At 54.9% G+C, this 25,428-nt stretch carries 17 protein-coding genes and 3 rRNA genes; 15 read left to right on the top strand and 5 right to left on the bottom strand.

All coding sequences use genetic code 11. The annotated features are described in order from the left end of the window. The first annotated feature begins 34 nt into the window (after positions 1-34). Both ubiD and fre read left to right on the top strand, forming a co-directional pair. Positions 35-1,528: a 4-hydroxy-3-polyprenylbenzoate decarboxylase gene (gene ubiD / locus FOY93_RS21375; RefSeq protein WP_133295312.1), complete on the top strand. Its 1,494-nt coding sequence runs from the start codon at positions 35-37 to the stop codon at positions 1,526-1,528. Positions 1,529-1,570: 42 nt separating this feature from the next. Beyond that, complete coding sequence (gene fre / locus FOY93_RS21370; RefSeq protein ID WP_008501516.1) at positions 1,571-2,272, top strand: NAD(P)H-flavin reductase; 702 nt, start codon at positions 1,571-1,573, stop codon at positions 2,270-2,272. Positions 2,273-2,350: 78 nt separating this feature from the next. On the opposite strand, the gene fadA is transcribed toward fre, so the two are convergent. Next, positions 2,351-3,514, bottom strand: a complete 1,164-nt coding sequence (fadA, locus tag FOY93_RS21365) for an acetyl-CoA C-acyltransferase FadA (RefSeq protein ID WP_008501515.1) — start codon at positions 3,512-3,514, stop codon at positions 2,351-2,353. 9 nt (positions 3,515-3,523) lie between these two features. Continuing rightward, on the bottom strand, positions 3,524-5,713 hold the full coding sequence (gene fadB, locus FOY93_RS21360) for a fatty acid oxidation complex subunit alpha FadB (RefSeq protein ID WP_143345645.1): 2,190 nt from the start codon (positions 5,711-5,713) through the stop codon (positions 3,524-3,526). A gap of 189 nt (positions 5,714-5,902) precedes the next feature. Here fadB and pepQ point away from each other — a divergent pair, with 189 nt between their 5' ends. From pepQ to FOY93_RS21310, 10 genes are all read left to right on the top strand, one after another. Further along, complete coding sequence (pepQ, locus tag FOY93_RS21355) at positions 5,903-7,234, top strand: Xaa-Pro dipeptidase (protein ID WP_111963551.1); 1,332 nt, start codon at positions 5,903-5,905, stop codon at positions 7,232-7,234. Beyond that, the gene (locus FOY93_RS21350) at positions 7,234-7,848 is read left to right on the top strand and encodes an IMPACT family protein (protein WP_024908007.1); all 615 of its coding nucleotides are present in this window, start codon (positions 7,234-7,236) and stop codon (positions 7,846-7,848) included. The genes pepQ and FOY93_RS21350 overlap by 1 nt, the downstream gene beginning before the upstream one ends. 39 nt (positions 7,849-7,887) lie before the next feature. After that, complete coding sequence (trkH, locus tag FOY93_RS21345) at positions 7,888-9,339, top strand: Trk system potassium transporter TrkH (protein ID WP_023309600.1); 1,452 nt, start codon at positions 7,888-7,890, stop codon at positions 9,337-9,339. Positions 9,340-9,349: 10 nt separating this feature from the next. Further along, on the top strand, positions 9,350-9,895 hold the full coding sequence (gene hemG, locus FOY93_RS21340; protein WP_115877030.1) for a menaquinone-dependent protoporphyrinogen IX dehydrogenase: 546 nt from the start codon (positions 9,350-9,352) through the stop codon (positions 9,893-9,895). Positions 9,896-10,249: 354 nt separating this feature from the next. Next, positions 10,250-11,789, top strand: a 16S ribosomal RNA gene (locus FOY93_RS21335). Between the two features lie 198 nt (positions 11,790-11,987). Next, positions 11,988-14,892 (top strand): 23S ribosomal RNA (locus tag FOY93_RS21330). 72 nt (positions 14,893-14,964) lie between these two features. Then, positions 14,965-15,080: ribosomal RNA gene (rrf, locus tag FOY93_RS21325) — 5S ribosomal RNA — on the top strand. The 16S, 23S and 5S rRNA genes sit together here, the layout of an rRNA operon. A 124-nt stretch (positions 15,081-15,204) precedes the next feature. Continuing rightward, a complete protein-coding gene (gene murB, locus FOY93_RS21320; RefSeq protein WP_133295309.1) occupies positions 15,205-16,233 on the top strand; it encodes a UDP-N-acetylmuramate dehydrogenase in 1,029 nt (342 codons plus the stop codon). Further along, positions 16,230-17,192 carry a bifunctional biotin--[acetyl-CoA-carboxylase] ligase/biotin operon repressor BirA gene (gene birA / locus FOY93_RS21315; protein WP_136195979.1) on the top strand — a complete coding sequence of 321 codons (963 nt, stop codon included), beginning with the start codon at positions 16,230-16,232 and terminating at the stop codon, positions 17,190-17,192. The genes murB and birA overlap by 4 nt, the downstream gene beginning before the upstream one ends. A 16-nt stretch (positions 17,193-17,208) precedes the next feature. Then, complete coding sequence (locus FOY93_RS21310) at positions 17,209-18,201, top strand: family 8 glycosyl hydrolase (protein ID WP_143345644.1); 993 nt, start codon at positions 17,209-17,211, stop codon at positions 18,199-18,201. A gap of 54 nt (positions 18,202-18,255) precedes the next feature. Here the strand turns inward: FOY93_RS21310 and bcsG are convergent, their stop codons facing one another. From bcsG to bcsE, 3 genes are read right to left on the bottom strand one after another with little or no spacing between them, the layout of a single operon-like run. Continuing rightward, positions 18,256-19,935, bottom strand: coding sequence for a cellulose biosynthesis protein BcsG (bcsG, locus tag FOY93_RS21305; protein ID WP_143345643.1), 1,680 nt, complete (start codon positions 19,933-19,935; stop codon positions 18,256-18,258). Then, positions 19,928-20,125 carry a cellulose biosynthesis protein BcsF gene (bcsF, locus tag FOY93_RS21300; protein ID WP_024908822.1) on the bottom strand — a complete coding sequence of 66 codons (198 nt, stop codon included), beginning with the start codon at positions 20,123-20,125 and terminating at the stop codon, positions 19,928-19,930. The genes bcsG and bcsF overlap by 8 nt, the downstream gene beginning before the upstream one ends. Continuing rightward, positions 20,119-21,681: a cellulose biosynthesis c-di-GMP-binding protein BcsE gene (gene bcsE, locus FOY93_RS21295; protein ID WP_111963695.1), complete on the bottom strand. Its 1,563-nt coding sequence runs from the start codon at positions 21,679-21,681 to the stop codon at positions 20,119-20,121. The genes bcsF and bcsE overlap by 7 nt, the downstream gene beginning before the upstream one ends. 175 nt (positions 21,682-21,856) lie before the next feature. Here bcsE and bcsR point away from each other — a divergent pair, with 175 nt between their 5' ends. Genes bcsR through bcsA form a run of 3 tightly spaced genes read left to right on the top strand, consistent with a single transcriptional unit; the run spans position 21,857 to position 25,421 of the window. Continuing rightward, complete coding sequence (gene bcsR / locus FOY93_RS21290) at positions 21,857-22,045, top strand: cellulose biosynthesis protein BcsR (protein WP_008503237.1); 189 nt, start codon at positions 21,857-21,859, stop codon at positions 22,043-22,045. An 11-nt stretch (positions 22,046-22,056) separates the two neighbouring features. Continuing rightward, the gene (bcsQ, locus tag FOY93_RS21285; RefSeq protein ID WP_133295304.1) at positions 22,057-22,809 is read left to right on the top strand and encodes a cellulose biosynthesis protein BcsQ; all 753 of its coding nucleotides are present in this window, start codon (positions 22,057-22,059) and stop codon (positions 22,807-22,809) included. Continuing rightward, entirely contained in the window at positions 22,806-25,421 is a 2,616-nt protein-coding gene (gene bcsA / locus FOY93_RS21280; RefSeq protein WP_143345642.1) for a UDP-forming cellulose synthase catalytic subunit, read from the top strand. Before bcsQ ends, bcsA begins: the two co-directional genes overlap by 4 nt. The last annotated feature ends 7 nt before the right edge of the window (positions 25,422-25,428 follow it).

The raw sequence follows: 25,428 nt of genomic DNA, 5'->3' as shown, positions 1-25,428 counted from the left end.
TTACGCCGTATAATGAAGCGCTTACAGAGAGGCCATGATTAACTGCATGAAATACCACGATCTCCGCGACTTCCTGACGCTGCTGGAAAAGCAGGGTGAACTCAAGCGTATTACACTTCCTGTTGATCCTTATCTGGAGATGACAGAAATTGCTGACCGCACCCTGCGTGCCGGTGGCCCCGCATTACTGTTTGAAAATCCAAAAGGTTACTCAATGCCGGTTCTGTGCAACCTGTTTGGTACACCGCGTCGCGTCGCACTGGGGATGGGGCAGGAAGACGTCACGGCGCTGCGTGAAGTCGGTAAGCTGCTGGCCTTCCTGAAAGAGCCGGAGCCGCCGAAAGGCTTCCGCGATCTGTTCGACAAACTGCCGCAGTTTAAGCAGGTGCTGAACATGCCCACCAAACGCCTGCGCGGCGCGCCGTGCCAGCAGAAGGTGCTGGAAGGCGATGCGGTTGATTTGACTAAAATCCCTATCATGCAGTGCTGGCCGGAAGATGCTGCGCCGCTGATCACCTGGGGACTGACCGTCACGCGTGGCCCGCACAAAGAACGCCAGAATCTTGGTATTTACCGCCAGCAGTTGATTGGCAAGAATAAGCTCATCATGCGCTGGCTGTCGCATCGCGGCGGCGCGCTGGATTTTCAGGAGTGGTGTGCTGCACACCCGGGTGAACGTTTCCCGGTATCTGTCGCCCTGGGCGCCGATCCGGCCACCATTCTGGGGGCCGTCACACCCGTACCGGATACGCTCTCGGAATATGCCTTTGCAGGCCTGCTGCGCGGGACGAAAACGGAAGTTGTGAAGTGTATCTCTAACGATCTCGAAGTCCCGGCCAGTGCAGAAATTGTGCTGGAAGGTTACATTGAACCGGGTGAAATGGCGCCAGAAGGCCCTTACGGCGACCACACCGGCTATTACAACGAAGTGGATAACTTCCCGGTGTTCACCGTAACGCACATTACGCAGCGTGAAGATGCGATTTATCACTCTACGTATACCGGGCGTCCACCGGATGAACCCGCGGTACTGGGCGTGGCGCTGAACGAAGTGTTTGTACCGATTCTGCAAAAGCAGTTCCCGGAAATTGTTGATTTTTATCTGCCGCCTGAAGGATGCTCGTATCGCATGGCGGTGGTCACGATGAAGAAGCAGTATCCTGGTCACGCGAAACGCGTGATGATGGGCGTGTGGTCTTTCCTGCGCCAGTTTATGTATACCAAATTTGTTATTGTCTGCGATGATGACGTTAACGCCCGCGACTGGAATGACGTAATCTGGGCCATTACCACGCGAATGGACCCGGCGCGCGATACCGTGTTAGTCGAAAACACGCCGATTGATTATCTGGATTTTGCCTCGCCGGTTTCCGGTCTTGGCTCAAAGATGGGACTGGATGCCACAAATAAATGGCCTGGCGAAACCGACCGTGAATGGGGTCGCCCGATCAAAAAAGATCCTGCTGTGACCGCGCGCATTGACGCGATCTGGGACGAGCTGGCCATAATGAATAACGGTAAACCCTGAGCTGACCGTTAAGCCCTATAGACTTCCCGACAGAGAGAGCGAATGACAACCTTAAGCTGTAAAGTGACCTCGGTAGATGCCATCACCGACACCGTATATCGCGTCCGTTTAGTGCCAGAAGCGCCATTCTCTTTCCGCGCGGGTCAGTACCTGATGGTTGTGATGGATGAGCGTGATAAGCGTCCTTTCTCCATGGCCTCCACGCCAGCGGAGCAGGAATTTATTGAGCTTCATATTGGTGCGTCAGAGCTTAACCTGTATGCAATGGCGGTGATGGATCGGATCCTGAAGGAACGTGAAATCGTGGTGGATATTCCGCACGGCGATGCGTGGCTGCGCGATGACGAAGACCGTCCGCTGATCCTGATTGCCGGTGGTACAGGCTTCTCCTACGTGCGATCCATTCTGTTGACCGCCCTGGCGCGTAACCCGGACCGTGATATCACGATCTACTGGGGTGGCCGTGAAGAGAAACACCTGTATGACCTGTCTGAACTGGAAGCGCTGAGCGTCACCCATCCTAACCTGCGCATCGAGCCGGTGGTTGAGCAGCCGGAAGAGGGCTGGCGCGGGCGTAGCGGGACGGTGCTGACGGCGGTACTGCAGGATCACGGCACGCTGGCGGGTCACGATATCTATATCGCTGGCCGTTTTGAGATGGCGAAAATTGCCCGTGACCTGTTCTGTAACGAACGTGACGCGCGTGAAGACCGCCTGTTTGGCGATGCGTTTGCCTTCATTTAAATAAAAAACCCGCCCCTGACAGGCGGGAAGAACGGCAACTAAACTTCTGCCGGGTCGCATTTGCGACCCGGTTTTTTATCACACTCTCTCAAACACCGTCGCGATACCCTGACCCAGCCCAATACACATCGTTGCCAGACCAAACTGGGCATCTTTGCGTTCCATCAGGTTGATCAGCGTCGTGCTGATACGCGCCCCGGAGCAGCCCAGCGGGTGACCGAGGGCGATCGCGCCGCCGTTGAGGTTAATCTTCTCGTCGATCTGCTCCATCAGCCCCAGATCCTTAATGCACGGCAGGATCTGCGCGGCGAACGCTTCGTTCATCTCAAACAGGTCGATGTCGCTGGCGGTTAATCCCGCTTTTTTCAGCGCTAGCTTAGAAGCCGGAACCGGGCCGTAACCCATGATCGACGGATCGCAGCCCACGACCGCCATCGAGCGTACCCGAGCGCGAGGCGTTAATCCCAGCTCGCGGGCGCGGCTTTCGCTCATCACCAGCATCGCGGCGGCGCCGTCTGACAGCGCCGACGAGGTCCCTGCTGTGACCGTACCGGTGACGGGGTCAAACGCCGGACGCAGCGTGGAAAGCGCTTCGACGGTGGTTTCCGGGCGGATGACTTCGTCGTAGCTGAACTGCTTCAGAACGCCGTCTGCATCGTGGCCGCCGGTCGGGATGATCTCATTCTTAAAGGCGCCGGACTGCGTGGCGGCCCAGGCGCGAGCGTGAGAGCGCGCGGCAAAGGCATCCTGCATTTCGCGGCTGATGCCGTGCAGGCGGGAGAGCATCTCGGCGGTCAGACCCATCATCCCCGCGGCTTTCGCCACGTTGCGGCTCATCCCCGGGTGGAAATCGACCCCGTGGCTCATCGGCACGTGCCCCATGTGCTCGACGCCGCCCACCAGGCAGGCCTGCGCATCACCGGTCATGATCATGCGGGCCGCGTCGTGCAGCGCCTGCATTGATGAACCGCACAGGCGGTTAACGGTGACGGCCGGAACCGAATGCGGGATCTCCGCCAGCAGCGACGCGTTGCGGGCGATGTTGAAGCCCTGCTCCAGGGTCTGCTGCACGCAGCCCCAGTAGATATCGTCCAGCGCAGCCGGATCCAGCGCCGGGTTACGCGCCAGCAGGCTACGCATCAGGTGCGCGGAGAGGTCTTCCGCACGCACGTTACGGAACGCGCCGCCTTTTGAACGGCCCATCGGGGTGCGAATCGCATCAACAATGACAACCTTTTCCATTGTGACTCCTTAAGCCGTTTTCAGCTCGCCAACCGGACGGGCTGGCTCAACTGCGGGATAGTAGGGTTCGTTATGGCGCGCTTTGTTACGCAGACCTTCCGGCACCTCATAAAGCGGGCCAAGGTGCTGATATTGCTGAGCCATATCGAGATAGCGAGCGCTGCCGAGCGTGTCCAGCCAGCGGAACGCGCCGCCGTGGAACGGAGGGAAGCCCAGGCCGTATACCAGCGCCATATCCGCTTCCGCCGGGCTGGCGATGATGCCTTCTTCGAGGCAGCGCACCACTTCGTTGATCATCGGGATCATCATGCGGGCGATGATCTCATCGTCGGTGAAGTCGCGTTTTGGCTGGCTAACGTCGGCCAGCAGACTATCCACCGCGGCATCTTCTTCTTTCTTCGGTTTGCCTTTGCTGTCTTCTTTATAGCGCCAGAAGCCCAGACCGTTTTTCTGGCCGAAGCGGTTAGCGTCGAACAGCGCGTCAATGGCGTCGCGATAGTCTTTCTGCATGCGCTGCGGGAAGCCTGCCGCCATCACCACCTGGGCGTGGTGGGCGGTATCAATGCCTACAACGTCCAGCAGATACGCCGGGCCCATCGGCCAGCCGAACTGCTTTTCCATCACTTTGTCGATTTTGCGGAAGTCCGCGCCGTCGCGCAGCAGCTGGCTGAATCCGGCGAAGTAAGGGAACAGCACGCGGTTGACGAAGAAGCCAGGACAGTCGTTAACGACGATCGGGGTTTTGCCCATCTTGCTGGCCCACGCCACTACTTTGGCGATGGTGTCGTCAGAGGTTTTTTCCCCGCGGATCACTTCGACCAGCGGCATACGATGTACCGGGTTGAAGAAGTGCATACCGCAGAAGTTTTCCGGACGCTTCAGCACGCTCGCCAGTTCGCTGATTGGAATGGTGGAGGTGTTAGAGGCCAGCACGGTATCCGGGCGAACCTTATCTTCCGTTTCCGCCAGCACCGCTTTTTTGACCTTCGGGTTCTCGACGACGGCTTCGACAACCACGTCGACACGATCAAAACCGCTGTATTCCAGCACGGGCTGGATGGTGGAGATCACGCCTGCGAGCTTCAGCCCGTCAATTTTTCCGCGTTCCAGCTGTTTATTCAGCAGCTTGGCCGCTTCGGTCATGCCCAGCGTCAGGGATTTCTCGCTGATGTCTTTCATCACTACCGGCACGCCTTTCCAGGCGGACTGGTAAGCGATGCCGCCGCCCATAATGCCTGCGCCAAGTACTGCCGCATGTTTTGGCGTCTCAACGTTTTTAGTCAGCTGTTTGGCTTTCCCTTTTACGAACTGATCGTTGAGGAAGATACCGACCAGCGCGCGAGCTTCATTGGTGTGCGCCAGCGGGACAAAGCTCTGATTTTCGAGCTTCAGCGCTTCATCGCGACCAAGGCGGGCAGCTGCTTCAATGGTTTTCACCGCCGTGATCGGCGCCGGGTAGTGTTTACCCGCCGTCTGCATCACCATGCCTTTGGCGATAGTGAAGCTCATGGTGGCTTCAATCTTGCTGAGTTTTAACGGTTCCAGCTTCGGCTGACGTTTGGCTCTCCAGTCGAGATCGCCGTTGATTGCCTGACGCAGAATGGCGAGTGCGCCTTCAACCAGCTTCTCAGGTTTTACAACGCCGTCGACCAGGCCAATTTTCTGCGCCTGTTCGGCGCCGACATCTTTACCTGCGGCAATGATCTCCAGGGCGCTGTCGGCACCCAGCATGCGCGGCATACGTACGGAGCCGCCAAAGCCCGGCATGATGCCCAGCTTGGTTTCCGGCAGGCCGATGCGCAGGTCCGGCGTCGCCAGGCGGTAGTCGGTCGCCAGCACGCATTCGCAGCCACCGCCCAGCGCATAACCGTTAACGGCGGAAATGGTCGGGACAGGCAGATCTTCCAGACGATTAAAGACGCTGTTGGCAAAGTGCAGCCACTGGCTCAGCTGTTCTTCCGGAACCAGGAACAGCGAAAGGAACTCGGTGATATCGGCACCGACGATAAAGGCCGCTTTGTTCGAACGCAGCAGCAGCCCTTTTAATTCAGGTTGTTTTTCAAGAACATCCAGCGCCTGGCCAAGACTGGCCACCGTCGCGGTATCAAGCTTGTTCACTGAGCCGGGGGCATCGAACACCAGTTCGGCAATGCCATCTTCCAGCCAGTTGAGGTACAGGGTGTCGCCTTTGTAGAGCATGTCAGTCTCCTGAATCCAGCAATTGGATCTGGTCATACCAGATGAATCGGAGTGTGGGATTTATGTTAATAAAATGCAAATTACTCATTAAGAAAATGCTGCATTGATCACGGTCGGTGGAAATCACGCAGCCGGAGTGAGGTGTGCTAAGATGCGATGACTTGAGGTCAAAAAACGAAAGGAATAATGATGGACTCACTGGCTTCGCTTTATAAAAATCATATCGTTACCCTACAGGAACGTACCCGCGATGTACTGGCCCGTTTTAAGCTGGATGCGCTGCTGATCCACTCCGGCGAGCTAATGAATACCTTTCTGGATGACCACGCTTATCCGTTTAAGGTGAACCCACAGTTTAAGGCCTGGGTGCCGGTGACGCAGGTTCCCAACTGCTGGCTGCTGGTAGATGGTGTGAACAAGCCGAAACTGTGGTTCTACCTGCCGGTCGATTACTGGCACAACGTTGAGCCGCTGCCGACCTCTTTCTGGACGGAAGAAATTGAGGTCATTGCGCTGCCAAAAGCGGACGGCATTGGCAGCCAGCTGCCTGCCGCGCGTGGTAACATCGCTTATATTGGCCCTGTTCCGGAGCGTGCATTGGGCCTGGATATTGCGGCAGACAAACTCAACCCGAAAGGGGTGCTGGATTACCTCCACTATTACCGCGCGTATAAAACCGACTACGAACTTTACTGCATGCGTGAAGCGCAAAAAACGGCGGTGAACGGTCACCGTGCGGCGCATGAAGCATTCCAGTCGGGCATGAGCGAGTTCGATATCAATCAGGCTTATCTGACCGCGACAGGCCACCGTGATACCGACGTGCCGTACAGCAACATCGTCGCGCTGAATGAGCACGCGTCTGTACTCCACTACACCAAACTGGATCACCATGTTCCGTCGGAAATGCGCAGCTTCCTGCTGGACGCAGGGGCAGAATATAACGGCTACGCGGCCGATCTGACCCGTACCTGGGCGGCGAATGCGGATACCGATTTCGCGCAGCTTATTAAAGACGTGAACGATGAACAGCTGGCGCTTATTGGCACCATGAAGGCGGGAACCAGCTATGTGGATTACCACATTCAGTTCCATCAGCGCATTGCTAAACTGCTGCGTAAGCACCAGATTGTGAAAGACATGAGCGAAGAGGCGATGGTTGAGAACGATCTGACCGGGCCATTCATGCCGCACGGTATCGGCCACCCGCTGGGCCTGCAGGTTCACGACGTTGCGGGCTTTATGCAGGATGATACCGGCACGCACCTGGCGGCACCGTCTAAATATCCTTACCTGCGCTGCACCCGTATTCTGGAGCCGCGTATGGTGCTGACGATTGAGCCGGGGATCTACTTTATTGAATCCCTGCTGGCGCCGTGGCGTGAAGGCCAGTTCAGCAAGCACTTCAACTGGGAAAAAATTGACGCGCTGAAGCCGTTTGGCGGTATTCGCATCGAAGATAACGTTGTGGTTCATGAAAACGGTATCGAGAACATGACGCGAGACCTGAAGCTGGCCTGATGGAAAGCTGGCTGATACCGGCTGAACCGGTCACCTTTGTTGAGGAAATCAAGAAAAGCCGCTTTATTACGCTGCTGGCGCATACCGACGGCGTAGAGGCGGCAAAGGCGTTTGTCGAGTCCGTTCGGGCTGAGCATCCTGACGCCCGCCACCACTGCGTGGCGTGGGTAGCAGGGCCGCCGGACGATTCACAACAGCTGGGGTTTTCCGACGACGGTGAACCGGCGGGCACGGCCGGTAAGCCCATGCTTTCGCAGCTGATGGGCAGCGGCGTGGGCGAAATAACCGCCGTGGTGGTGCGCTACTACGGCGGCATTTTGTTAGGCACCGGTGGGCTGGTAAAAGCCTATGGCGGGGGCGTGCAGCAGGCGCTTAATATGCTGGTCACTACCCGCAAAACGCCGCTTACCGAATATACTTTATTATGCGATTACGCCCAGCTATCGGGTATTGAAGCGCTGCTGCGGCAGTTTAACGGTGTCATCGCACACAGCGAATATCAGGCAATGGTGCAATTACGCGTGGCGCTTCCTCAGGCGGAACTGGCTGCTTTTTCAGCAAAACTGGCTGATTTTAGTCGTGGTTCGTTGCAATTGCTGCCGATTGAAGAATAATCCCCACCTCACTTTTGAATACCAAAGGAAGCGGCAGAGATGCATTTTCGTGCCATAACCCGAATCGTTGGACTGCTGGTCATACTCTTTTCCGGGACGATGATTCTCCCAGGACTGGTGGCGCTTATCTACCGGGACGGTGCGGGGCGGGCATTCACCCAGACCTTCTTTGTCGCGCTGGCGATTGGCTCGCTGCTGTGGTGGCCAAACCGTCGTCAGAAAGGTGAACTGAAATCTCGCGAAGGATTTTTGATTGTGGTCCTGTTCTGGACGGTGCTGGGGAGCGTCGGTTCGCTGCCCTTTATCTTCTCTGAACAGCCTAATCTGAGCATCACGGATGCCTTTTTTGAATCGTTCTCAGGTTTAACAACGACTGGGGCGACGACGCTGGTCGGGCTGGATTCACTTCCCCACGCCATTCTCTTTTATCGCCAGATGCTGCAGTGGTTCGGCGGTATGGGGATCATCGTTCTGGCAGTGGCTATTCTCCCTATTCTGGGCGTTGGTGGCATGCAGCTCTATCGCGCCGAAATGCCCGGGCCTCTGAAAGATAACAAGATGCGCCCGCGTATTGCCGAGACGGCGAAAACCCTGTGGCTGATTTATGTCTTGCTGACGGTAGCCTGTGCGCTGGCGCTATGGTTTGCCGGGATGCCTGCTTTCGACGCCATCGGACACAGTTTCGCGACGATTGCCATTGGCGGGTTCTCTACCCACGATGCCAGCGTGGGCTACTTCGACAGCCCAACGATTAACACTATCATTGCCATTTTCCTGCTGATCTCTGGCTGTAACTACGGCCTGCACTTCTCTTTACTGAGCGGACGCAGCCTGAAGGTGTACTGGCGTGACCCTGAGTTCCGCATGTTCATTGGGGTCCAGCTTACGCTGGTGATCATCTGTACTCTGGTGCTGTGGTTCCATGATGTCTATAACTCCGCGCTGACCACGCTAAATCAGGCGTTCTTCCAGGTGGTATCGATGGCGACGACAGCCGGGTTTACCACGGACAGTATCGCCCGTTGGCCGCTGTTCCTGCCGGTGCTGCTTTTATGCTCTGCATTTATTGGGGGCTGTGCGGGGTCCACGGGCGGTGGCCTGAAGGTGATTCGTATTCTGCTTCTGTTCAAGCAGGGCAACCGTGAGCTGAAGCGTCTGGTCCACCCGAACGCGGTCTACAGCATTAAGCTAGGGAACCGCGCGCTGCCGGAGCGTATCCTCGAAGCGGTGTGGGGATTCTTCTCGGCGTATGCGCTGGTCTTTATCGTCAGTATGCTGGCGATTATCGCGACGGGTGTGGATGATTTCTCCGCCTTTGCGTCCGTGGTGGCAACATTGAATAACCTCGGGCCTGGCCTGGGGGTTGTGGCGGATAACTTTGCGAGTATGAACCCCGTCGCGAAATGGATCCTCATCGCCAATATGCTGTTTGGTCGCCTTGAGGTCTTTACGCTGCTGGTGCTCTTCACCCCTACATTCTGGCGCGAGTAAGGAGCCGTTGATGAAAACACTCATTCTTTTCTCTACGCGAGACGGGCAAACGCGTGAGATTGCCGCGTATCTGGCATCTGAACTTAAAGAGCTGGGGATATATTCGGATGTGGTAAACCTGAACCGTGCGGATCAGATAGCCTGGCAGGATTACGATCGCGTGGTAATTGGCGCGTCAATTCGTTACGGGCATTTCCATCCGGCGCTGGATCGCTTTGTGAAAAAGCACACCGCGGTGCTCAATAAATTGCCCGGAGCGTTTTACTCGGTAAATCTGGTCGCACGTAAAGCAGAGAAGCGTACGCCGCAGACTAACAGCTACACGCGCAAGTTTTTACTCAGCTCGCCGTGGCAGCCAGACCTTTGCGCTGTCTTTGCCGGCGCGCTGCGCTACCCTCGTTATCGTTGGTATGACCGCTTTATGATCCGTCTTATTATGAAGATGACCGGAGGTGAAACCGATACGCGTAAAGAAGTGGTTTATACCGACTGGTCGCAGGTGGCTAGTTTTGCCCGGGAAATCGCACATTTAACGGGCGATTCGCGACTTAAATAAGCGTTAAGCTTGAAAAATGAGCGAACGATAAGTTTTTTGTATTTTGTGCTTGTCACGTCGGAATAACTCCCTATAATGCGCCTCCACTGACACGGAACAACGGCACACACGCCGCCGGGTCAGCAGAGAATAGCGTAAATAAACGCTTGACTCTGAAGCGGGAAGGCGTAATATGCACACCCCGCGCCGCTGCGAAAAGCGAAGCGGCACTGCTCTTTAACAATTTATCAGACAATCTGTGTGGGCACTCAAAGTGACATGGATTCTTAACGTCGCAAGACGAAAAATGAATACCAAGTCTCTGAGTGAACATGCGTAATTCATTACGAAGTTTAATTCACGAGCATCAAACTTAAATTGAAGAGTTTGATCATGGCTCAGATTGAACGCTGGCGGCAGGCCTAACACATGCAAGTCGAGCGGTAACACAGGGAGCTTGCTCCTCGGTGACGAGCGGCGGACGGGTGAGTAATGTCTGGGAAACTGCCTGATGGAGGGGGATAACTACTGGAAACGGTAGCTAATACCGCATAACGTCGCAAGACCAAAGAGGGGGACCTTCGGGCCTCTTGCCATCAGATGTGCCCAGATGGGATTAGCTAGTAGGTGGGGTAACGGCTCACCTAGGCGACGATCCCTAGCTGGTCTGAGAGGATGACCAGCCACACTGGAACTGAGACACGGTCCAGACTCCTACGGGAGGCAGCAGTGGGGAATATTGCACAATGGGCGCAAGCCTGATGCAGCCATGCCGCGTGTATGAAGAAGGCCTTCGGGTTGTAAAGTACTTTCAGCGGGGAGGAAGGCGATAAGGTTAATAACCTTGTCGATTGACGTTACCCGCAGAAGAAGCACCGGCTAACTCCGTGCCAGCAGCCGCGGTAATACGGAGGGTGCAAGCGTTAATCGGAATTACTGGGCGTAAAGCGCACGCAGGCGGTCTGTCAAGTCGGATGTGAAATCCCCGGGCTCAACCTGGGAACTGCATTCGAAACTGGCAGGCTAGAGTCTTGTAGAGGGGGGTAGAATTCCAGGTGTAGCGGTGAAATGCGTAGAGATCTGGAGGAATACCGGTGGCGAAGGCGGCCCCCTGGACAAAGACTGACGCTCAGGTGCGAAAGCGTGGGGAGCAAACAGGATTAGATACCCTGGTAGTCCACGCCGTAAACGATGTCGACTTGGAGGTTGTGCCCTTGAGGCGTGGCTTCCGGAGCTAACGCGTTAAGTCGACCGCCTGGGGAGTACGGCCGCAAGGTTAAAACTCAAATGAATTGACGGGGGCCCGCACAAGCGGTGGAGCATGTGGTTTAATTCGATGCAACGCGAAGAACCTTACCTACTCTTGACATCCAGAGAACTTTCCAGAGATGGATTGGTGCCTTCGGGAACTCTGAGACAGGTGCTGCATGGCTGTCGTCAGCTCGTGTTGTGAAATGTTGGGTTAAGTCCCGCAACGAGCGCAACCCTTATCCTTTGTTGCCAGCGGTCCGGCCGGGAACTCAAAGGAGACTGCCAGTGATAAACTGGAGGAAGGTGGGGATGACGTCAAGTCATCATGGCCCTTACGAGTAGGGCTACACACGTGCTACAATGGCGCATACAAAGAGAAGCGACCTCGCGAGAGCAAGCGGACCTCATAAAGTGCGTCGTAGTCCGGATTGGAGTCTGCAACTCGACTCCATGAAGTCGGAATCGCTAGTAATCGTAGATCAGAATGCTACGGTGAATACGTTCCCGGGCCTTGTACACACCGCCCGTCACACCATGGGAGTGGGTTGCAAAAGAAGTAGGTAGCTTAACCTTCGGGAGGGCGCTTACCACTTTGTGATTCATGACTGGGGTGAAGTCGTAACAAGGTAACCGTAGGGGAACCTGCGGTTGGATCACCTCCTTACCTTAAAGAACCTGCCTTTGCAGTGCTCACACAGATTGTCTGATGAATGATGAACTTCTGAATGTACTTTTGAGTGCATTAAGAAGTTTTGCTCTTTAAAAATCTGGATCAAGCTGAAAATTGAAACGACACATCTTAATGGTGTGTTCGAGTCTCTCAAATTTTCGCAATCAGAAGTGAAACATCTTCGGGTTGTGAGGTTAAGCGACTAAGCGTACACGGTGGATGCCCTGGCAGTCAGAGGCGATGAAGGACGTGCTAATCTGCGAAAAGCGCCGGCGAGGTGATATGAACCTTTGACCCGGCGATGTCCGAATGGGGAAACCCAGTGTGATTCGTCACACTATCGTTAACTGAATACATAGGTTAACGAGGCGAACCGGGGGAACTGAAACATCTAAGTACCCCGAGGAAAAGAAATCAACCGAGATTCCCCCAGTAGCGGCGAGCGAACGGGGAGCAGCCCAGAGTCTGAATCAGCTTGTGTGTTAGTGGAAGCGTCTGGAAAGTCGCACGGTACAGGGTGACAGTCCCGTACACGAAAGCACACAGGCTGTGAACTCGAAGAGTAGGGCGGGACACGTGGTATCCTGTCTGAATATGGGGGGACCATCCTCCAAGGCTAAATACTCCTGACTGACCGATAGTGAACCAGTACCGTGAGGGAAAGGCGAAAAGAACCCCGGCGAGGGGAGTGAAAAAGAACCTGAAACCGTGTACGTACAAGCAGTGGGAGCACCTTCGTGGTGTGACTGCGTACCTTTTGTATAATGGGTCAGCGACTTATATTCTGTAGCAAGGTTAACCGTATAGGGGAGCCGAAGGGAAACCGAGTCTTAACTGGGCGTTAAGTTGCAGGGTATAGACCCGAAACCCGGTGATCTAGCCATGGGCAGGTTGAAGGTTGGGTAACACTAACTGGAGGACCGAACCGACTAATGTTGAAAAATTAGCGGATGACTTGTGGCTGGGGGTGAAAGGCCAATCAAACCGGGAGATAGCTGGTTCTCCCCGAAAGCTATTTAGGTAGCGCCTCGTGAACTCATCTTCGGGGGTAGAGCACTGTTTCGGCTAGGGGGCCATCCCGGCTTACCAACCCGATGCAAACTACGAATACCGAAGAATGTTATCACGGGAGACACACGGCGGGTGCTAACGTCCGTCGTGAAGAGGGAAACAACCCAGACCGCCAGCTAAGGTCCCAAAGTCATGGTTAAGTGGGAAACGATGTGGGAAGGCACAGACAGCCAGGATGTTGGCTTAGAAGCAGCCATCATTTAAAGAAAGCGTAATAGCTCACTGGTCGAGTCGGCCTGCGCGGAAGATGTAACGGGGCTAAACCATGCACCGAAGCTGCGGCAGCGACGCTTATGCGTTGTTGGGTAGGGGAGCGTTCTGTAAGCCGTTGAAGGTGGCCTGTGAGGGTTGCTGGAGGTATCAGAAGTGCGAATGCTGACATAAGTAACGATAAAGCGGGTGAAAAGCCCGCTCGCCGGAAGACCAAGGGTTCCTGTCCAACGTTAATCGGGGCAGGGTGAGTCGACCCCTAAGGCGAGGCCGAAAGGCGTAGTCGATGGGAAACAGGTTAATATTCCTGTACTTGGTGTTACTGCGAAGGGGGGACGGAGAAGGCTATGTTAGCCGGGCGACGGTTGTCCCGGTTTAAGCATGTAGGCGGAGGTTCCAGGTAAATCCGGTACCTTTTAACGCTGAGGTGTGATGACGAGGCACTACGGTGCTGAAGTAACAAATGCCCTGCTTCCAGGAAAAGCCTCTAAGCATCAGGTAACACGAAATCGTACCCCAAACCGACACAGGTGGTCAGGTAGAGAATACCAAGGCGCTTGAGAGAACTCGGGTGAAGGAACTAGGCAAAATGGTGCCGTAACTTCGGGAGAAGGCACGCTGATATGTAGGTGAAGCCCCTGCGGGTGGAGCTGAAATCAGTCGAAGATACCAGCTGGCTGCAACTGTTTATTAAAAACACAGCACTGTGCAAACACGAAAGTGGACGTATACGGTGTGACGCCTGCCCGGTGCCGGAAGGTTAATTGATGGGGTTAGCGGTAACGCGAAGCTCTTGATCGAAGCCCCGGTAAACGGCGGCCGTAACTATAACGGTCCTAAGGTAGCGAAATTCCTTGTCGGGTAAGTTCCGACCTGCACGAATGGCGTAATGATGGCCAGGCTGTCTCCACCCGAGACTCAGTGAAATTGAACTCGCTGTGAAGATGCAGTGTACCCGCGGCAAGACGGAAAGACCCCGTGAACCTTTACTATAGCTTGACACTGAACACTGGTCCTTGATGTGTAGGATAGGTGGGAGGCTTTGAAGCGTGGACGCCAGTCTGCGTGGAGCCGTCCTTGAAATACCACCCTTTAATGGCTGGTGTTCTAACGTAGACCCGTAATCCGGGTTGCGGACAGTGTCTGGTGGGTAGTTTGACTGGGGCGGTCTCCTCCCAAAGAGTAACGGAGGAGCACGAAGGTTAGCTAATCCTGGTCGGACATCAGGAGGTTAGTGCAATGGCATAAGCTAGCTTGACTGCGAGAGTGACGGCTCGAGCAGGTGCGAAAGCAGGTCATAGTGATCCGGTGGTTCTGAATGGAAGGGCCATCGCTCAACGGATAAAAGGTACTCCGGGGATAACAGGCTGATACCGCCCAAGAGTTCATATCGACGGCGGTGTTTGGCACCTCGATGTCGGCTCATCACATCCTGGGGCTGAAGTAGGTCCCAAGGGTATGGCTGTTCGCCATTTAAAGTGGTACGCGAGCTGGGTTTAGAACGTCGTGAGACAGTTCGGTCCCTATCTGCCGTGGGCGCTGGAGAATTGAGGGGGGCTGCTCCTAGTACGAGAGGACCGGAGTGGACGCATCACTGGTGTTCGGGTTGTCATGCCAATGGCACTGCCCGGTAGCTAAATGCGGAAAAGATAAGTGCTGAAAGCATCTAAGCACGAAACTTGCCCCGAGATGAGTTCTCCCTGACCCTTTAAGGGTCCTGAAGGAACGTTGAAGACGACGACGTTGATAGGTCGGGTGTGTAAGCGCAGCGATGCGTTGAGCTAACCGATACTAATGAACCGTGAGGCTTAACCTTACAACGCCGAAGATGTTTTGGCGAAGAGACAGAACAATCAAATTTCAGCCTGATACAGATTAACAGAATTTGCCTGGCGGCTTTAGCGCGGTGGTCCCACCTGACCCCATGCCGAACTCAGAAGTGAAACGCCGTAGCGCCGATGGTAGTGTGGGGTCTCCCCATGTGAGAGTAGGGAACTGCCAGGCATCAAACAAGTGAAAAGGCCATCCGAAAGGATGGCCTTTTTGCGTTTATGCGCTGCACAAACTAATCCCCCAACGCCCTGCTTATACGGTAAACTACCTGCGTTTTTGCATCAGGATAGCGTTTATGAACCACTCCCTTAAGCCCTGGAATACCTTTGGCATTCAACGCAATGCTAATCAAATTGTACGTGCCGATACCGCACATCAGCTGCTGGATGCATGGCAAAGCGCAACAGAAAATAACGAACCCGTACTGATTCTGGGCGAAGGAAGTAATGTCCTGTTTCTCGACGATTTTGCGGGAACGGTGATCGTTAACCGCATCATGGGAATTGATGTTGAAGAGAGTGCCGATAGCTGGCACCTGCACGTGGGGGCCGGAGAAAACTGGCATCATCTGGTGCAATTTACCCTCGAAAAAGGGATGCCGGGCCTGGAAAACCTTGCGCTTATTCCAGGCTGCGCCGGATCCTCACCTATTCAAAACATAGGCGCCTACGGCATCGAACTGAAAAATGTCTGCGAATATGTCGACTGCATCGAACTGGCGACCGGAACGGCTAAGCGTTTAACGGCAGAACAGTGCCGATTTGGCTATCGTGACAGTATCTTCAAACATGAATATCAGGATCGCTACGTGATTGTCGCCGTGGGGCTGCGTCTGTCGAAGAACTGGCAGCCCGTATTGACCTACGGAGATTTAACGCGTCTCGATCCGGTTACCGTTACCGCCCGCGACGTTTTTGACTCAGTTTGCCATATGCGGATGACCAAGCTTCCCGATCCTAAAGTTAACGGAAACGCTGGCAGTTTCTTCAAAAACCCGGTTATCAGCAGCGAAAATGCAAAAATTCTTCTTGAAGGATGGCCAACTGCGCCACATTACCCTCAGGCGGATGGCAGCGTGAAGCTGGCCGCGGGGTGGCTTATCGATCAATGCCAGCTAAAAGGTACTTCAGTAGGCGGTGCCGCCGTTCACCAACATCAGGCTCTGGTGCTGATTAACCAACGCGATGCGACCAGCGATGATGTTGTACAGCTGGCTCATTATGTTCGTCAGCGTGTGGGCGAAAAATTCAACGTCTGGCTGGAGCCAGAAGTTCGCTTCATTGGCCGCACAGGTGAAGTCAATGCCGTGGAGACTATCGCGTGAAGGACAATACCATCCCCTTAACCCTGATTGGCATTCTTGCCGACGGTGAGTTTCATTCTGGCGAGCAATTGGGCGAACAGCTGGGCATGAGCCGTGCCGGCATCAATAAGCATATTCAGACGTTGCGCGACTGGGGTGTCGATGTCTTCACGGTACCAGGAAAAGGCTACAGCCTGCCGGAACCGATTCAACTGTTGAATGAAGAACTGATTCGCAGCCAGATTGGACACGGCAATGTGGCGGTGCTACCCGTGATTGATTCGACGAACCAGTATCTTCTGGATCGTCTGCCTGAGCTGAAATCCGGCGATGCCTGTGTTGCTGAGTATCAGCAGGCCGGTCGCGGTCGTCGTGGCCGCAAGTGGTTTTCCCCCTTTGGTGCCAACCTCTATCTGTCCATGTACTGGCGACTCGATCAGGGCCCGGCCGCTGCCATTGGCTTGAGTCTGGTTATCGGCATCGTCATGGCGGAAGTGCTGCACGATCTGGGTGCGGATAAAGTACGTGTTAAATGGCCTAATGACCTGTACCTCAACGATCGTAAACTTGCCGGCATTCTGGTCGAACTGACGGGGAAAACGGGCGACGCGGCGCAAATCGTCATTGGCGCAGGCCTCAATATGGTGATGCGCAATGTACAAAGTGATGTGGTGAATCAGGCCTGGACTAACCTCCAGGAGGCGGGGATCGTCATCGATCGTAATACCCTTGCCGTGCGTATGATTAAAGAGTTGCGTAGCTCACTCACGCTTTTTGAGCAGGAAGGGCTGGCGCCGTTCCTGTCTCGTTGGGAAAAGCTGGATAACTTCATCAATCGCCCGGTGAAATTGCTGATTGGTGATAAAGAGATCTACGGAACTTCCCGCGGTATTGACGCACAGGGCGCGCTGCTCCTGGAACAGGATGGCGCGATTAAACCCTGGGTGGGCGGTGAGATTTCCCTGCGAAGTGCCGAATAACCGGATCGAGTTAATTATGCGAAAACCCGTCTGCGCGACGCTGGCCGTCATGATGAGTGTGCTGTTCTCGCCTCTCTCCCTGGCGGATCAGGCCTGGGAGAGTTACAAGGCCCGCTTTTTCAAACCGGAAGGCCGCATTGTCGATACCGGCAATGGTGGCGTGTCGCATACGGAAGGTCAGGGCTTTGCCATGCTGATGGCAGTTGCCAACGACGATAAAGCCACGTTCGATAAGCTCTGGCAATGGACGGAAAGCCAGCTGAAGAACAAAGAGAATGGTCTCTTTTACTGGCGGTATAACCCCGCAGAGTCCAACCCGGTCGCGGACAAAAACAACGCCGCCGATGGTGACGTGCTGATTGCCTGGGCGCTGCTTAAAGCCGACGCCCGCTGGCATGACAAACGCTACAGCGCCGCATCGGATGCCATTACAAAAGCGCTGGTTGCCCATAGCGTGATCCGCTATGCGGGTTACCGCGTGATGCTGCCCGGCGTCCAGGGATTTAAGCTTGACGGTGAAGTGGTCCTCAATCCTTCCTATTTTGTATTTCCGGCCTGGCAGGCCTTCGCCGGACGCAGTCATTTGCCGGTCTGGCGTGATTTGATTAAGGATGGTAAACGCCTGCTGGGGAAAATGGGCTCGGGTAAAGCGAATCTGCCCACTGACTGGGTTTCACTGGCATCAGGTGGCAAGCTGACCCCTGCTAAAGGCTGGCCACCGCGAATGAGCTATGACGCGATTCGTATTCCGCTGTATCTTGCCTGGTCTGATAAGCAAAGCCCGCTGCTGACGCCGTGGAAGGCCTGGTTCGGTCAGTTCCCCCGGGAACAAACGCCCGCCTGGGTTAACGTCACGACCAACGAATATGCGCCCTATATGATGGAAGGCGGCCTGTTGGCTGTACGCGATTTAACGATGGGGCAGTCTTCCGGCGAACCCGAAATCAACGCTAAAGACGACTACTATTCGGCTAGTCTGAAAATGCTGGTGTGGATTTCAGCGCAATAATAACGCACTGACTATCCCCTCTCCCCAACGGGGAGAGGGTGAGGCGTAGATCAGTTACTGCGGATACGGTACCCAATCTCCGCCGTTCAGGCGAACGTACGGTTTGTTCTGATACTGAATGACAACCGCGTTAGCGTTCTCTGAGACTTCTGCCGTTTGCGGCAGGTTGCTGGTGAGCTGATCCCAGTTCACGCTATCTTCCACAAACAGCTTCCCGTCAACGGCACGGGCAACCAGTTCTGAAATCGCCAGATAGCTGGACGGCTGGGTGATTTCAATCGGTGCGCCCTGATGGGGTGCTTTCATACCAAAGAACTTAATGCCAGCAGGCACGTTGGTAATCGACGGGCTTGGGATATCACGCAGACCTGACACCTGCATTCTGTCGCCTTTCAGCGCGCCGCCGTGCTCAGGTACCACTACCACCATCACTTTACGGCCTGACTTTTCCAGTTCCGTGAAGAACGCATCCAGCTCGTCAAAGAACTTCTGCGCACGCACTTTATAATCAGCCGTTTTGCTCACGCCCGGGAAATGGTTACCGTCGTGGAGCGGCAGGGTGTTAAAGAACGTCGCGCTGCGTGAATTACTGTCTTTTTCGACGGTCTGCAGCCAGCGCTGCAGGACGGCGGTATCGTCATAGACGGGCGAGCCGTCGAAGCCCAGAAGAGAGACAGGAAGGCCGGTTTGATCCATCAGCGGTGCCTGCATGCCACCCTGTTCGCGTACTTCTTTCAGGAAGTTACCGAACTGGCCGTTATGCCCCAGCATCAGATGCTGCGTAAAGCCCAGTTTTGCGAGGTTATCGAACAGATAACACTGGTTGCCGGCGGGTTGATACAGGTTTTTATGAGATGTCTGACCGCAGCTAGCACGCAGCAGGCGGATTGCTGCCGGGCCGCTGTACGAGGTGGCAGAGTTGAAATCTTTAAATTGAATATCGAAGTGTGACCACAGCGGATGAGACATCAAACCGGCGGCGTCCACGTCGGCCCAGGAGAGAGAGCAGATGTTGATCACCAGCAGTTCAAACGGCTGAGCATCCGCCGGAAGCGCATCCGGGAATTTAGTCTGTCGCTTATCTTCCGCGGTATAGAAACTGGAGAGCCAGGCGTTCAGGTTTGTAGAAGTCGGCGGTGCGGTCTGGGTTGGGATATCGCCCACTACAGGCGTATCGCCTGCCGTTGTGACGGTTGCCGCCGCGCTTCCTCCTGTGGTGGTCACCGTGGTGGTTGGTTGACCGGCAGGCCACAGAGAAAAGTTTGGCCCAGCCAGCGTCAGCACGTTAAGCCAGATCATAATCGCGACGACAAACACCGTGACGCGGATCCACTGTGACAGGAACAGCCAGGCAACCAGCAGCACAAATACCGCACCAATCATCTGCCAGTTAATAAAGCGCTCGGTCAGATCGAGGATATAGCTGGCGCTAAAGCCCGCCACCTGCGAACCCTGGCTCATAATGCTATCCGGCCCCGGTAGCCAGGTATCATGCCAGAACAGCGCAAAGCCTACAGGAACGGCGACCCAGTGACGTAATCGATGCAGCCTGATATTCGGCAGCGGCATCAGCAGGAAGGCCATAAACACCAGGTTGAGAAGGGGATGGAAATTCAGATAGCCTGCCCACAGCAGACCAAACTTCACCAGAAAGTAGAAGTTCCAGCCGGAAAGGCCGCGCCAGTATTGCCAGAGCGGCGAGGGTGACGAAGCGGTATAGGTAGAATTAGTCATGTTTTCGGTCTGCCTTGACGTGTGATGCCCGTGTCAGTGTTCCGGCTGGTTTTACATAGCGAGGTTTTATAAACAGCACTCTGGCCGTATCACGGATACGGCGTATGGAATGGCGCGCATAGTAGCCAAGCGGGAAAAAGATCAGCGCACAGAATATAACCAGTTGAATAATATCGCTGATATTCATGATGATGCGTTCTCCGCGTTGTCTGTTAATAAGCGAAGGGGTTCCGGAACCCGACGCCAGACGTGTCCATCATGTCTGGCATTCAGGATCGGTTTCGCATCGCTCGTGATAGCGAGCGGTTTAGCCCATTGTTCGGGCTGGAGCGCACGCATCTGCACCAGCTCCGCGCTAATCGTATTATCTTCGAACCAAATCATACGGTTCGAGAAAATATCCCCGGTAGGCAGGGGGAAGATATGGTTAAGCGCCGTATCGAGATCGTTAACCCGGCAGAAGGACAAAAATAGCACCAGGCGATTGTCGCCAATGGTCATGATGTCCCCTGTACGGTTCGGACGACATAAGGTGAGAGCCTGTTCAACGCGAATACCCGGTACAGGACGCAGGGCAACCATGACGCCTTTTCCGTCAGCAGGAAGAAGAGTGTTGTTCATCATGTTGCCGACGGCGTCGCAGAAGGTATCCCATTTTTGGTACCCACGCAGCTTCATCGGCTGCGTCATGGAGAGCAGCGTGGAAATATCTTCCGGTACATGGCGGCTAAACTGCTGGCCCTGAACGCTTTCGATAAGCGTCAGGCAGCGTGACAGCGGCGCATTCCATGGGATAACCATATTGGCGCCGCAGCCCAGAAGCAGGCGCTCATCGGTGGCGCGCAGGCTGGTATTGTTTTCGCGCACGATGATTTTTAACGCGCTTCCGCGCTGGCGGCGTAGGGTGTGGATTTGCCGTGCCAGCGTCTCAATCTGGTTATTCTGCATCAGCGAGAAAATAAGGGTCGCCGCCTGGGTTGTGCGGGCTTCATGGAAAAGGGCTTCGTTAGACTCAAAAAGTGTCCAGTTTTCCGACAGGGCGGGTGCCCCCTCTAAAACCGCGATATGGCTCAGAATGCGTTTTTCATCACTGCGCGGTTGGACCACGGTTTCTTCCTGCTGTGCAAGGTGCCACTCGCCCTCAATATGTTTCAGGGTAAGTTGTTGCCTGGCACTCACGCCCTTTTCATTACACCAGAATGCAATATCGTAGAGATAGCTACCCACCTGATCGCGAACGCTTGCCAGACCGAACAGGGAGCGATATTCGCCCATTAAAAGTGAGAACAGCTTGTCATTATTACTGCCAGGATTGACTATCAATAGCGTGCAATTTTGAAATTTTGCCCATTTATTGATTTTTTCAAGCCACGGCAACAGTTTTTCAGCAGGGATATTTTGCAGGACGTTATTTGCACATTTAAGAATCACCAAATGGTGATCCGGATCAATAGAGCACTGAACGTCGCGGGACAAAAAGTATAGACTATCGGCTTCCGATGTCATGGAAAATAATCGCACCGTCTGAGGCCCGCGATTGTTTTCCAGCGTGATAATTTTCTTCGGGTCTTCGCCCATGCTAATGACGGCCACGCGGGAATCCTTATCCTGGGCAGCAATTGTCTGGTTAACCAGGCTGATAGCATCTTCATTTCGGTCCGTATTAATCCACCAGACTCCTCCGACTGGCATGTGGCTCAATTCGTCCCATAATGACTGGATGCCAATAGAAAATATGGAGTCCACGGTGTCCCTCTTTTCGTCTAATTTATCTGTATCTCAGTTTACTAGCGAAAGCGTAGAAATAAACCTAACATTGAAATTAAAGAACATCAGATTTAGCATGTAAATGAAATTTGTCAGGGCAGGAAGCCCCGCAACTTCTTTAGCGTGCGATTTTCCTTAAAGGGATGGAAAAAGAATGGATAATAACGAACCTGGAACCCCAGTCGACTCGACTCTGGGTTACACATTCCAAAACGATTTTCTGGCGCTGACGCAGGCCTTTTCTTTACCTGAAATAGATTACACCGATATTTCCCAGCGGGAACAGTTGGCCGCGGCTATTAAACGCTGGCCGTTATTAGCTGAATTCGCCCATCAACAATAAGGGAGCCATTGATGGCCATACTCGGATTACAGGGTGTCCGTGGCGGTGTGGGTACCACATCAGTTACCGCGGCGCTGGCGTGGTCATTACAGCTTTTAGGTGAATCGGTGCTGGTTATTGACGCCTGCGCCGATAATTTGTTGCGTATGTCGTTTAACGTTGACTTTACTCGTGAAGAGGGCTGGGCCCGCGCGCTGCTTGATGATAAAGACTGGCAGGATGCGGGGATGCGCTATACCTCCCAGCTCGATCTGCTGCCGTTTGGTCAACTGACCACCACGGAACGCGAAAATGAAGCCGCGTATCAGCGCCTCTTTTCGCAGTTCACGCTGGCGCTGCAGGCCCTGAAAGAAAAGGGGCACTACAAATGGATCCTGCTGGATCTGCCCCACGGCGCCGGTACGCTGACCAGACAGCTTATCGCGCAGTGCGATCATATCCTCTCGATCGTTAACGTTGATGCGAACTGCCATATCCGCCTGCATCAGCAGGGGCTACCTCAGAACGCTCATATTCTGATTAACGATTTGCGAATTGGCAGCCAGATACAGGACGATCTCTATCAGGTGTGGCTGCAAAGCCAGCGCCGTTTGCTTCCTATTGTCATTCATCGTGATGAGGGAATGGCGGAATGTCTTGCGTCTAAGCAACCGCTCGGCGAATACCGCAGCGATTCACTGGCGGCAGAAGAGATCCTGACGCTGGCTAACTGGTGTCTGCTGAACTTCGCCAACCGGGCGGAACATGCAGGGAGTGATGTATGAGTCGTCTCGCCAGCTGGTTACTCATCCCACCGGTCAGTTCGCGTTTGAGCGAACATTACCGGCATTTTCGCCGTCACGGCGCGTCGGCATTCAGCGCCGCGCTCGGCTGTTTCTGGATGATTCTGGCCTGGATGTTTATTCCACTCGAACACCCGCGCTGGCAGCGCATACGTGCCCGGCACAGTGAATTGTATCCGCACATTAATCCTGACCGGCCGCGTCCACTGGATCCGGCGCGTTATCTCATTCAGGCCATCTGGCTGGTGGCGACCTCATCCCGCGCGGAGACAAAAACGCCGTACTGGCGGAGCTTCTCCCGCGTGCAGCAGTTACGTGAACGCTACCATCAGTGGCTGGACAGGCTGCCCAACAGCGTAAGCGATAAGACCAGCCATCTGGATAACCATAAAGAGCTCGGACATCTCCATCCGGGCCTGCGGCGTTTTATCCTCGGCGTGATCGTCGTGTTCTCGCTCATTCTGGCGCTGGTCTGTATTACGCAGCCTTTCAACCCTCTGGCGCAGTTCACCTTCCTGATCCTGCTGTGGGGCGTGGCGCTGCTGGTCCGCCGTATTCCGGGCCGCTTCTCGGCGCTGATGCTGATCGTATTGTCGCTGACCGTCTCCTGTCGCTACATCTGGTGGCGTTATACCTCAACCCTGAACTGGGACGACCCGGTCAGCCTGGTATGCGGTCTGGTGCTGCTGTTTGCAGAAACCTACGCCTGGATCGTGCTGGTGCTGGGCTATTTCCAGGTGATTTGGCCGCTCAACCGCCAGCCGGTTCCGCTGCCAAAGGACACGACCCAGTGGCCAACCGTCGATCTCTTCGTGCCGACCTACAACGAAGACCTGAGCGTGGTGAAGAACACGATTTATGCTGCGCTGGGTATCGACTGGCCGAAAGACAAGCTCAAGGTCTGGATCCTGGATGACGGCAACCGCCCGGCGTTCCGCCAGTTCGCGGAGGAGGTCGGCGTCGAATACATCGCCCGTCCGACTCACGAACACGCTAAGGCGGGTAACATCAACAACGCGTTGAAGTATGCCTCCGGGGAGTTTGTCTCGATCTTTGACTGTGACCACGTGCCGACGCGCTCTTTCCTGCAGATGACCATGGGCTGGTTCCTGAAGGAGAAAGAGCTGGCGATGATGCAGACGCCGCACCACTTCTTCTCGCCGGACCCGTTTGAACGTAACCTTGGCCGCTTCCGTAAGACCCCGAACGAAGGCACCCTGTTCTATGGCCTGGTGCAGGACGGGAACGACATGTGGGATGCCACCTTCTTCTGCGGCTCCTGTGCGGTTATCCGCCGTAAACCGCTGGATGAAATTGGCGGTATCGCCGTCGAAACGGTAACTGAAGATGCGCACACCTCTCTGCGCCTGCACCGTCGTGGCTATACCTCTGCCTATATGCGTATTCCTCAGGCAGCCGGTCTGGCAACGGAGTCACTGTCGGCGCACATTGGCCAGCGTATTCGCTGGGCGCGCGGGATGGTGCAGATTTTCCGTCTCGATAACCCTCTGATCGGGAAAGGACTCAAGCTGGCGCAGCGTCTCTGCTACGTCAACGCCATGTTCCACTTCTTGTCCGGCATTCCGCGGCTAATCTTCCTGACCGCGCCGCTGGCGTTCCTGCTTCTTCACGCTTATATCATCTACGCTCCCGCGCTGATGATTGCGCTGTTTGTTCTGCCGCACATGATCCACGCGAGCCTGACGAACTCGAAGATACAGGGTAAATACCGCCACTCCTTCTGGAGTGAAATCTACGAAACGGTGCTGGCCTGGTACATCGCGCCGCCGACGATGGTGGCGCTGATTAATCCGCACAAAGGTAAATTCAACGTCACCGCGAAGGGCGGGCTTGTGGAGGAGGAGTACGTCGACTGGGTGATCTCCCGGCCGTATATCTTCCTGGTGCTGCTGAATATCGTGGGCGTCATTGCGGGTATCTGGCGTTACTTCTACGGCCCGGAAAACGAAATCCTGACCGTCTTCGTCAGTATGGCATGGGTCTTCTACAACCTGATTATCCTCGGCGGCGCGGTGGCGGTGTCGGTGGAAAGCAAACAGGTTCGTCGTGCGCATCGTGTTGAAATCTGCATGCCTGCGGCGATTGCCCGTGAAGATGGCCACCTCTTCTCCTGTACCGTGCATGACTTCTCTGACGGCGGTCTGGGGATCAAAATCAACGGCCAGGCGAAGGTGCTGGAAGGGCAAAAAGTTAACCTGCTGCTTAAGCGCGGTCAGCAGGAGTATGTCTTCCCGACGCAGGTTGTTCGCGTGGCGGGCAATGAAGTCGGTCTGCAGCTGATGCCGTTGACCAAAAAGCAACATATCGATTTTGTGCAGTGTACGTTTGCCCGCGCGGATACGTGGGCTCTCTGGCAGGACAGCTTCCCGGAAGATAAACCTCTGGAAAGCCTGCTGGATATTCTGAAGCTGGGGTTCCGTGGCTATCGTCACCTTGCAGAATTTGCCCCGTCGTCGGTGAAATTAATTTTCCGGTCACTTACTTCGCTGGTTTCCTGGGTCGTGTCGTTCATTCCTCGTCGTCCTGAGCGGGATGAGGCGAAGCAGGCGGACCCGGTTATGGCTCAACAATGATGATAAC

The organism is Enterobacter sp. 18A13, from assembly GCF_007035975.1.
GTDB lineage: Bacteria > Pseudomonadota > Gammaproteobacteria > Enterobacterales > Enterobacteriaceae > Enterobacter > Enterobacter vonholyi.
The sequence above is the reverse complement of the archived record's forward strand: the minus strand, read 5'-3'. Positions and strand labels throughout refer to the sequence as shown.

Bases quoted from the DNA above. Each gene is read 5' to 3' on its own strand.
- FOY93_RS21350 (WP_024908007.1), top strand. From the start codon at position 7,234: ATGGAAAGCTGGCTGATACCGGCTGAACCGGTCACCTTTGTTGAGGAA.
- FOY93_RS21310 (WP_143345644.1), top strand. From the start codon at position 17,209: ATGCGAAAACCCGTCTGCGCGACGCTGGCCGTCATGATGAGTGTGCTG.
- bcsG (WP_143345643.1), bottom strand. From the start codon at position 19,935: ATGACTAATTCTACCTATACCGCTTCGTCACCCTCGCCGCTCTGGCAA.
- trkH (WP_023309600.1), top strand. From the start codon at position 7,888: ATGCATTTTCGTGCCATAACCCGAATCGTTGGACTGCTGGTCATACTC.
- bcsR (WP_008503237.1), top strand. From the start codon at position 21,857: ATGGATAATAACGAACCTGGAACCCCAGTCGACTCGACTCTGGGTTAC.
- pepQ (WP_111963551.1), top strand. From the start codon at position 5,903: ATGGACTCACTGGCTTCGCTTTATAAAAATCATATCGTTACCCTACAG.
- murB (WP_133295309.1), top strand. From the start codon at position 15,205: ATGAACCACTCCCTTAAGCCCTGGAATACCTTTGGCATTCAACGCAAT.
- fadB (WP_143345645.1), bottom strand. From the start codon at position 5,713: ATGCTCTACAAAGGCGACACCCTGTACCTCAACTGGCTGGAAGATGGC.
- bcsA (WP_143345642.1), top strand. From the start codon at position 22,806: ATGAGTCGTCTCGCCAGCTGGTTACTCATCCCACCGGTCAGTTCGCGT.
- ubiD (WP_133295312.1), top strand. From the start codon at position 35: ATGATTAACTGCATGAAATACCACGATCTCCGCGACTTCCTGACGCTG.
- hemG (WP_115877030.1), top strand. From the start codon at position 9,350: ATGAAAACACTCATTCTTTTCTCTACGCGAGACGGGCAAACGCGTGAG.
- fadA (WP_008501515.1), bottom strand. From the start codon at position 3,514: ATGGAAAAGGTTGTCATTGTTGATGCGATTCGCACCCCGATGGGCCGT.
- fre (WP_008501516.1), top strand. From the start codon at position 1,571: ATGACAACCTTAAGCTGTAAAGTGACCTCGGTAGATGCCATCACCGAC.
- bcsQ (WP_133295304.1), top strand. From the start codon at position 22,057: ATGGCCATACTCGGATTACAGGGTGTCCGTGGCGGTGTGGGTACCACA.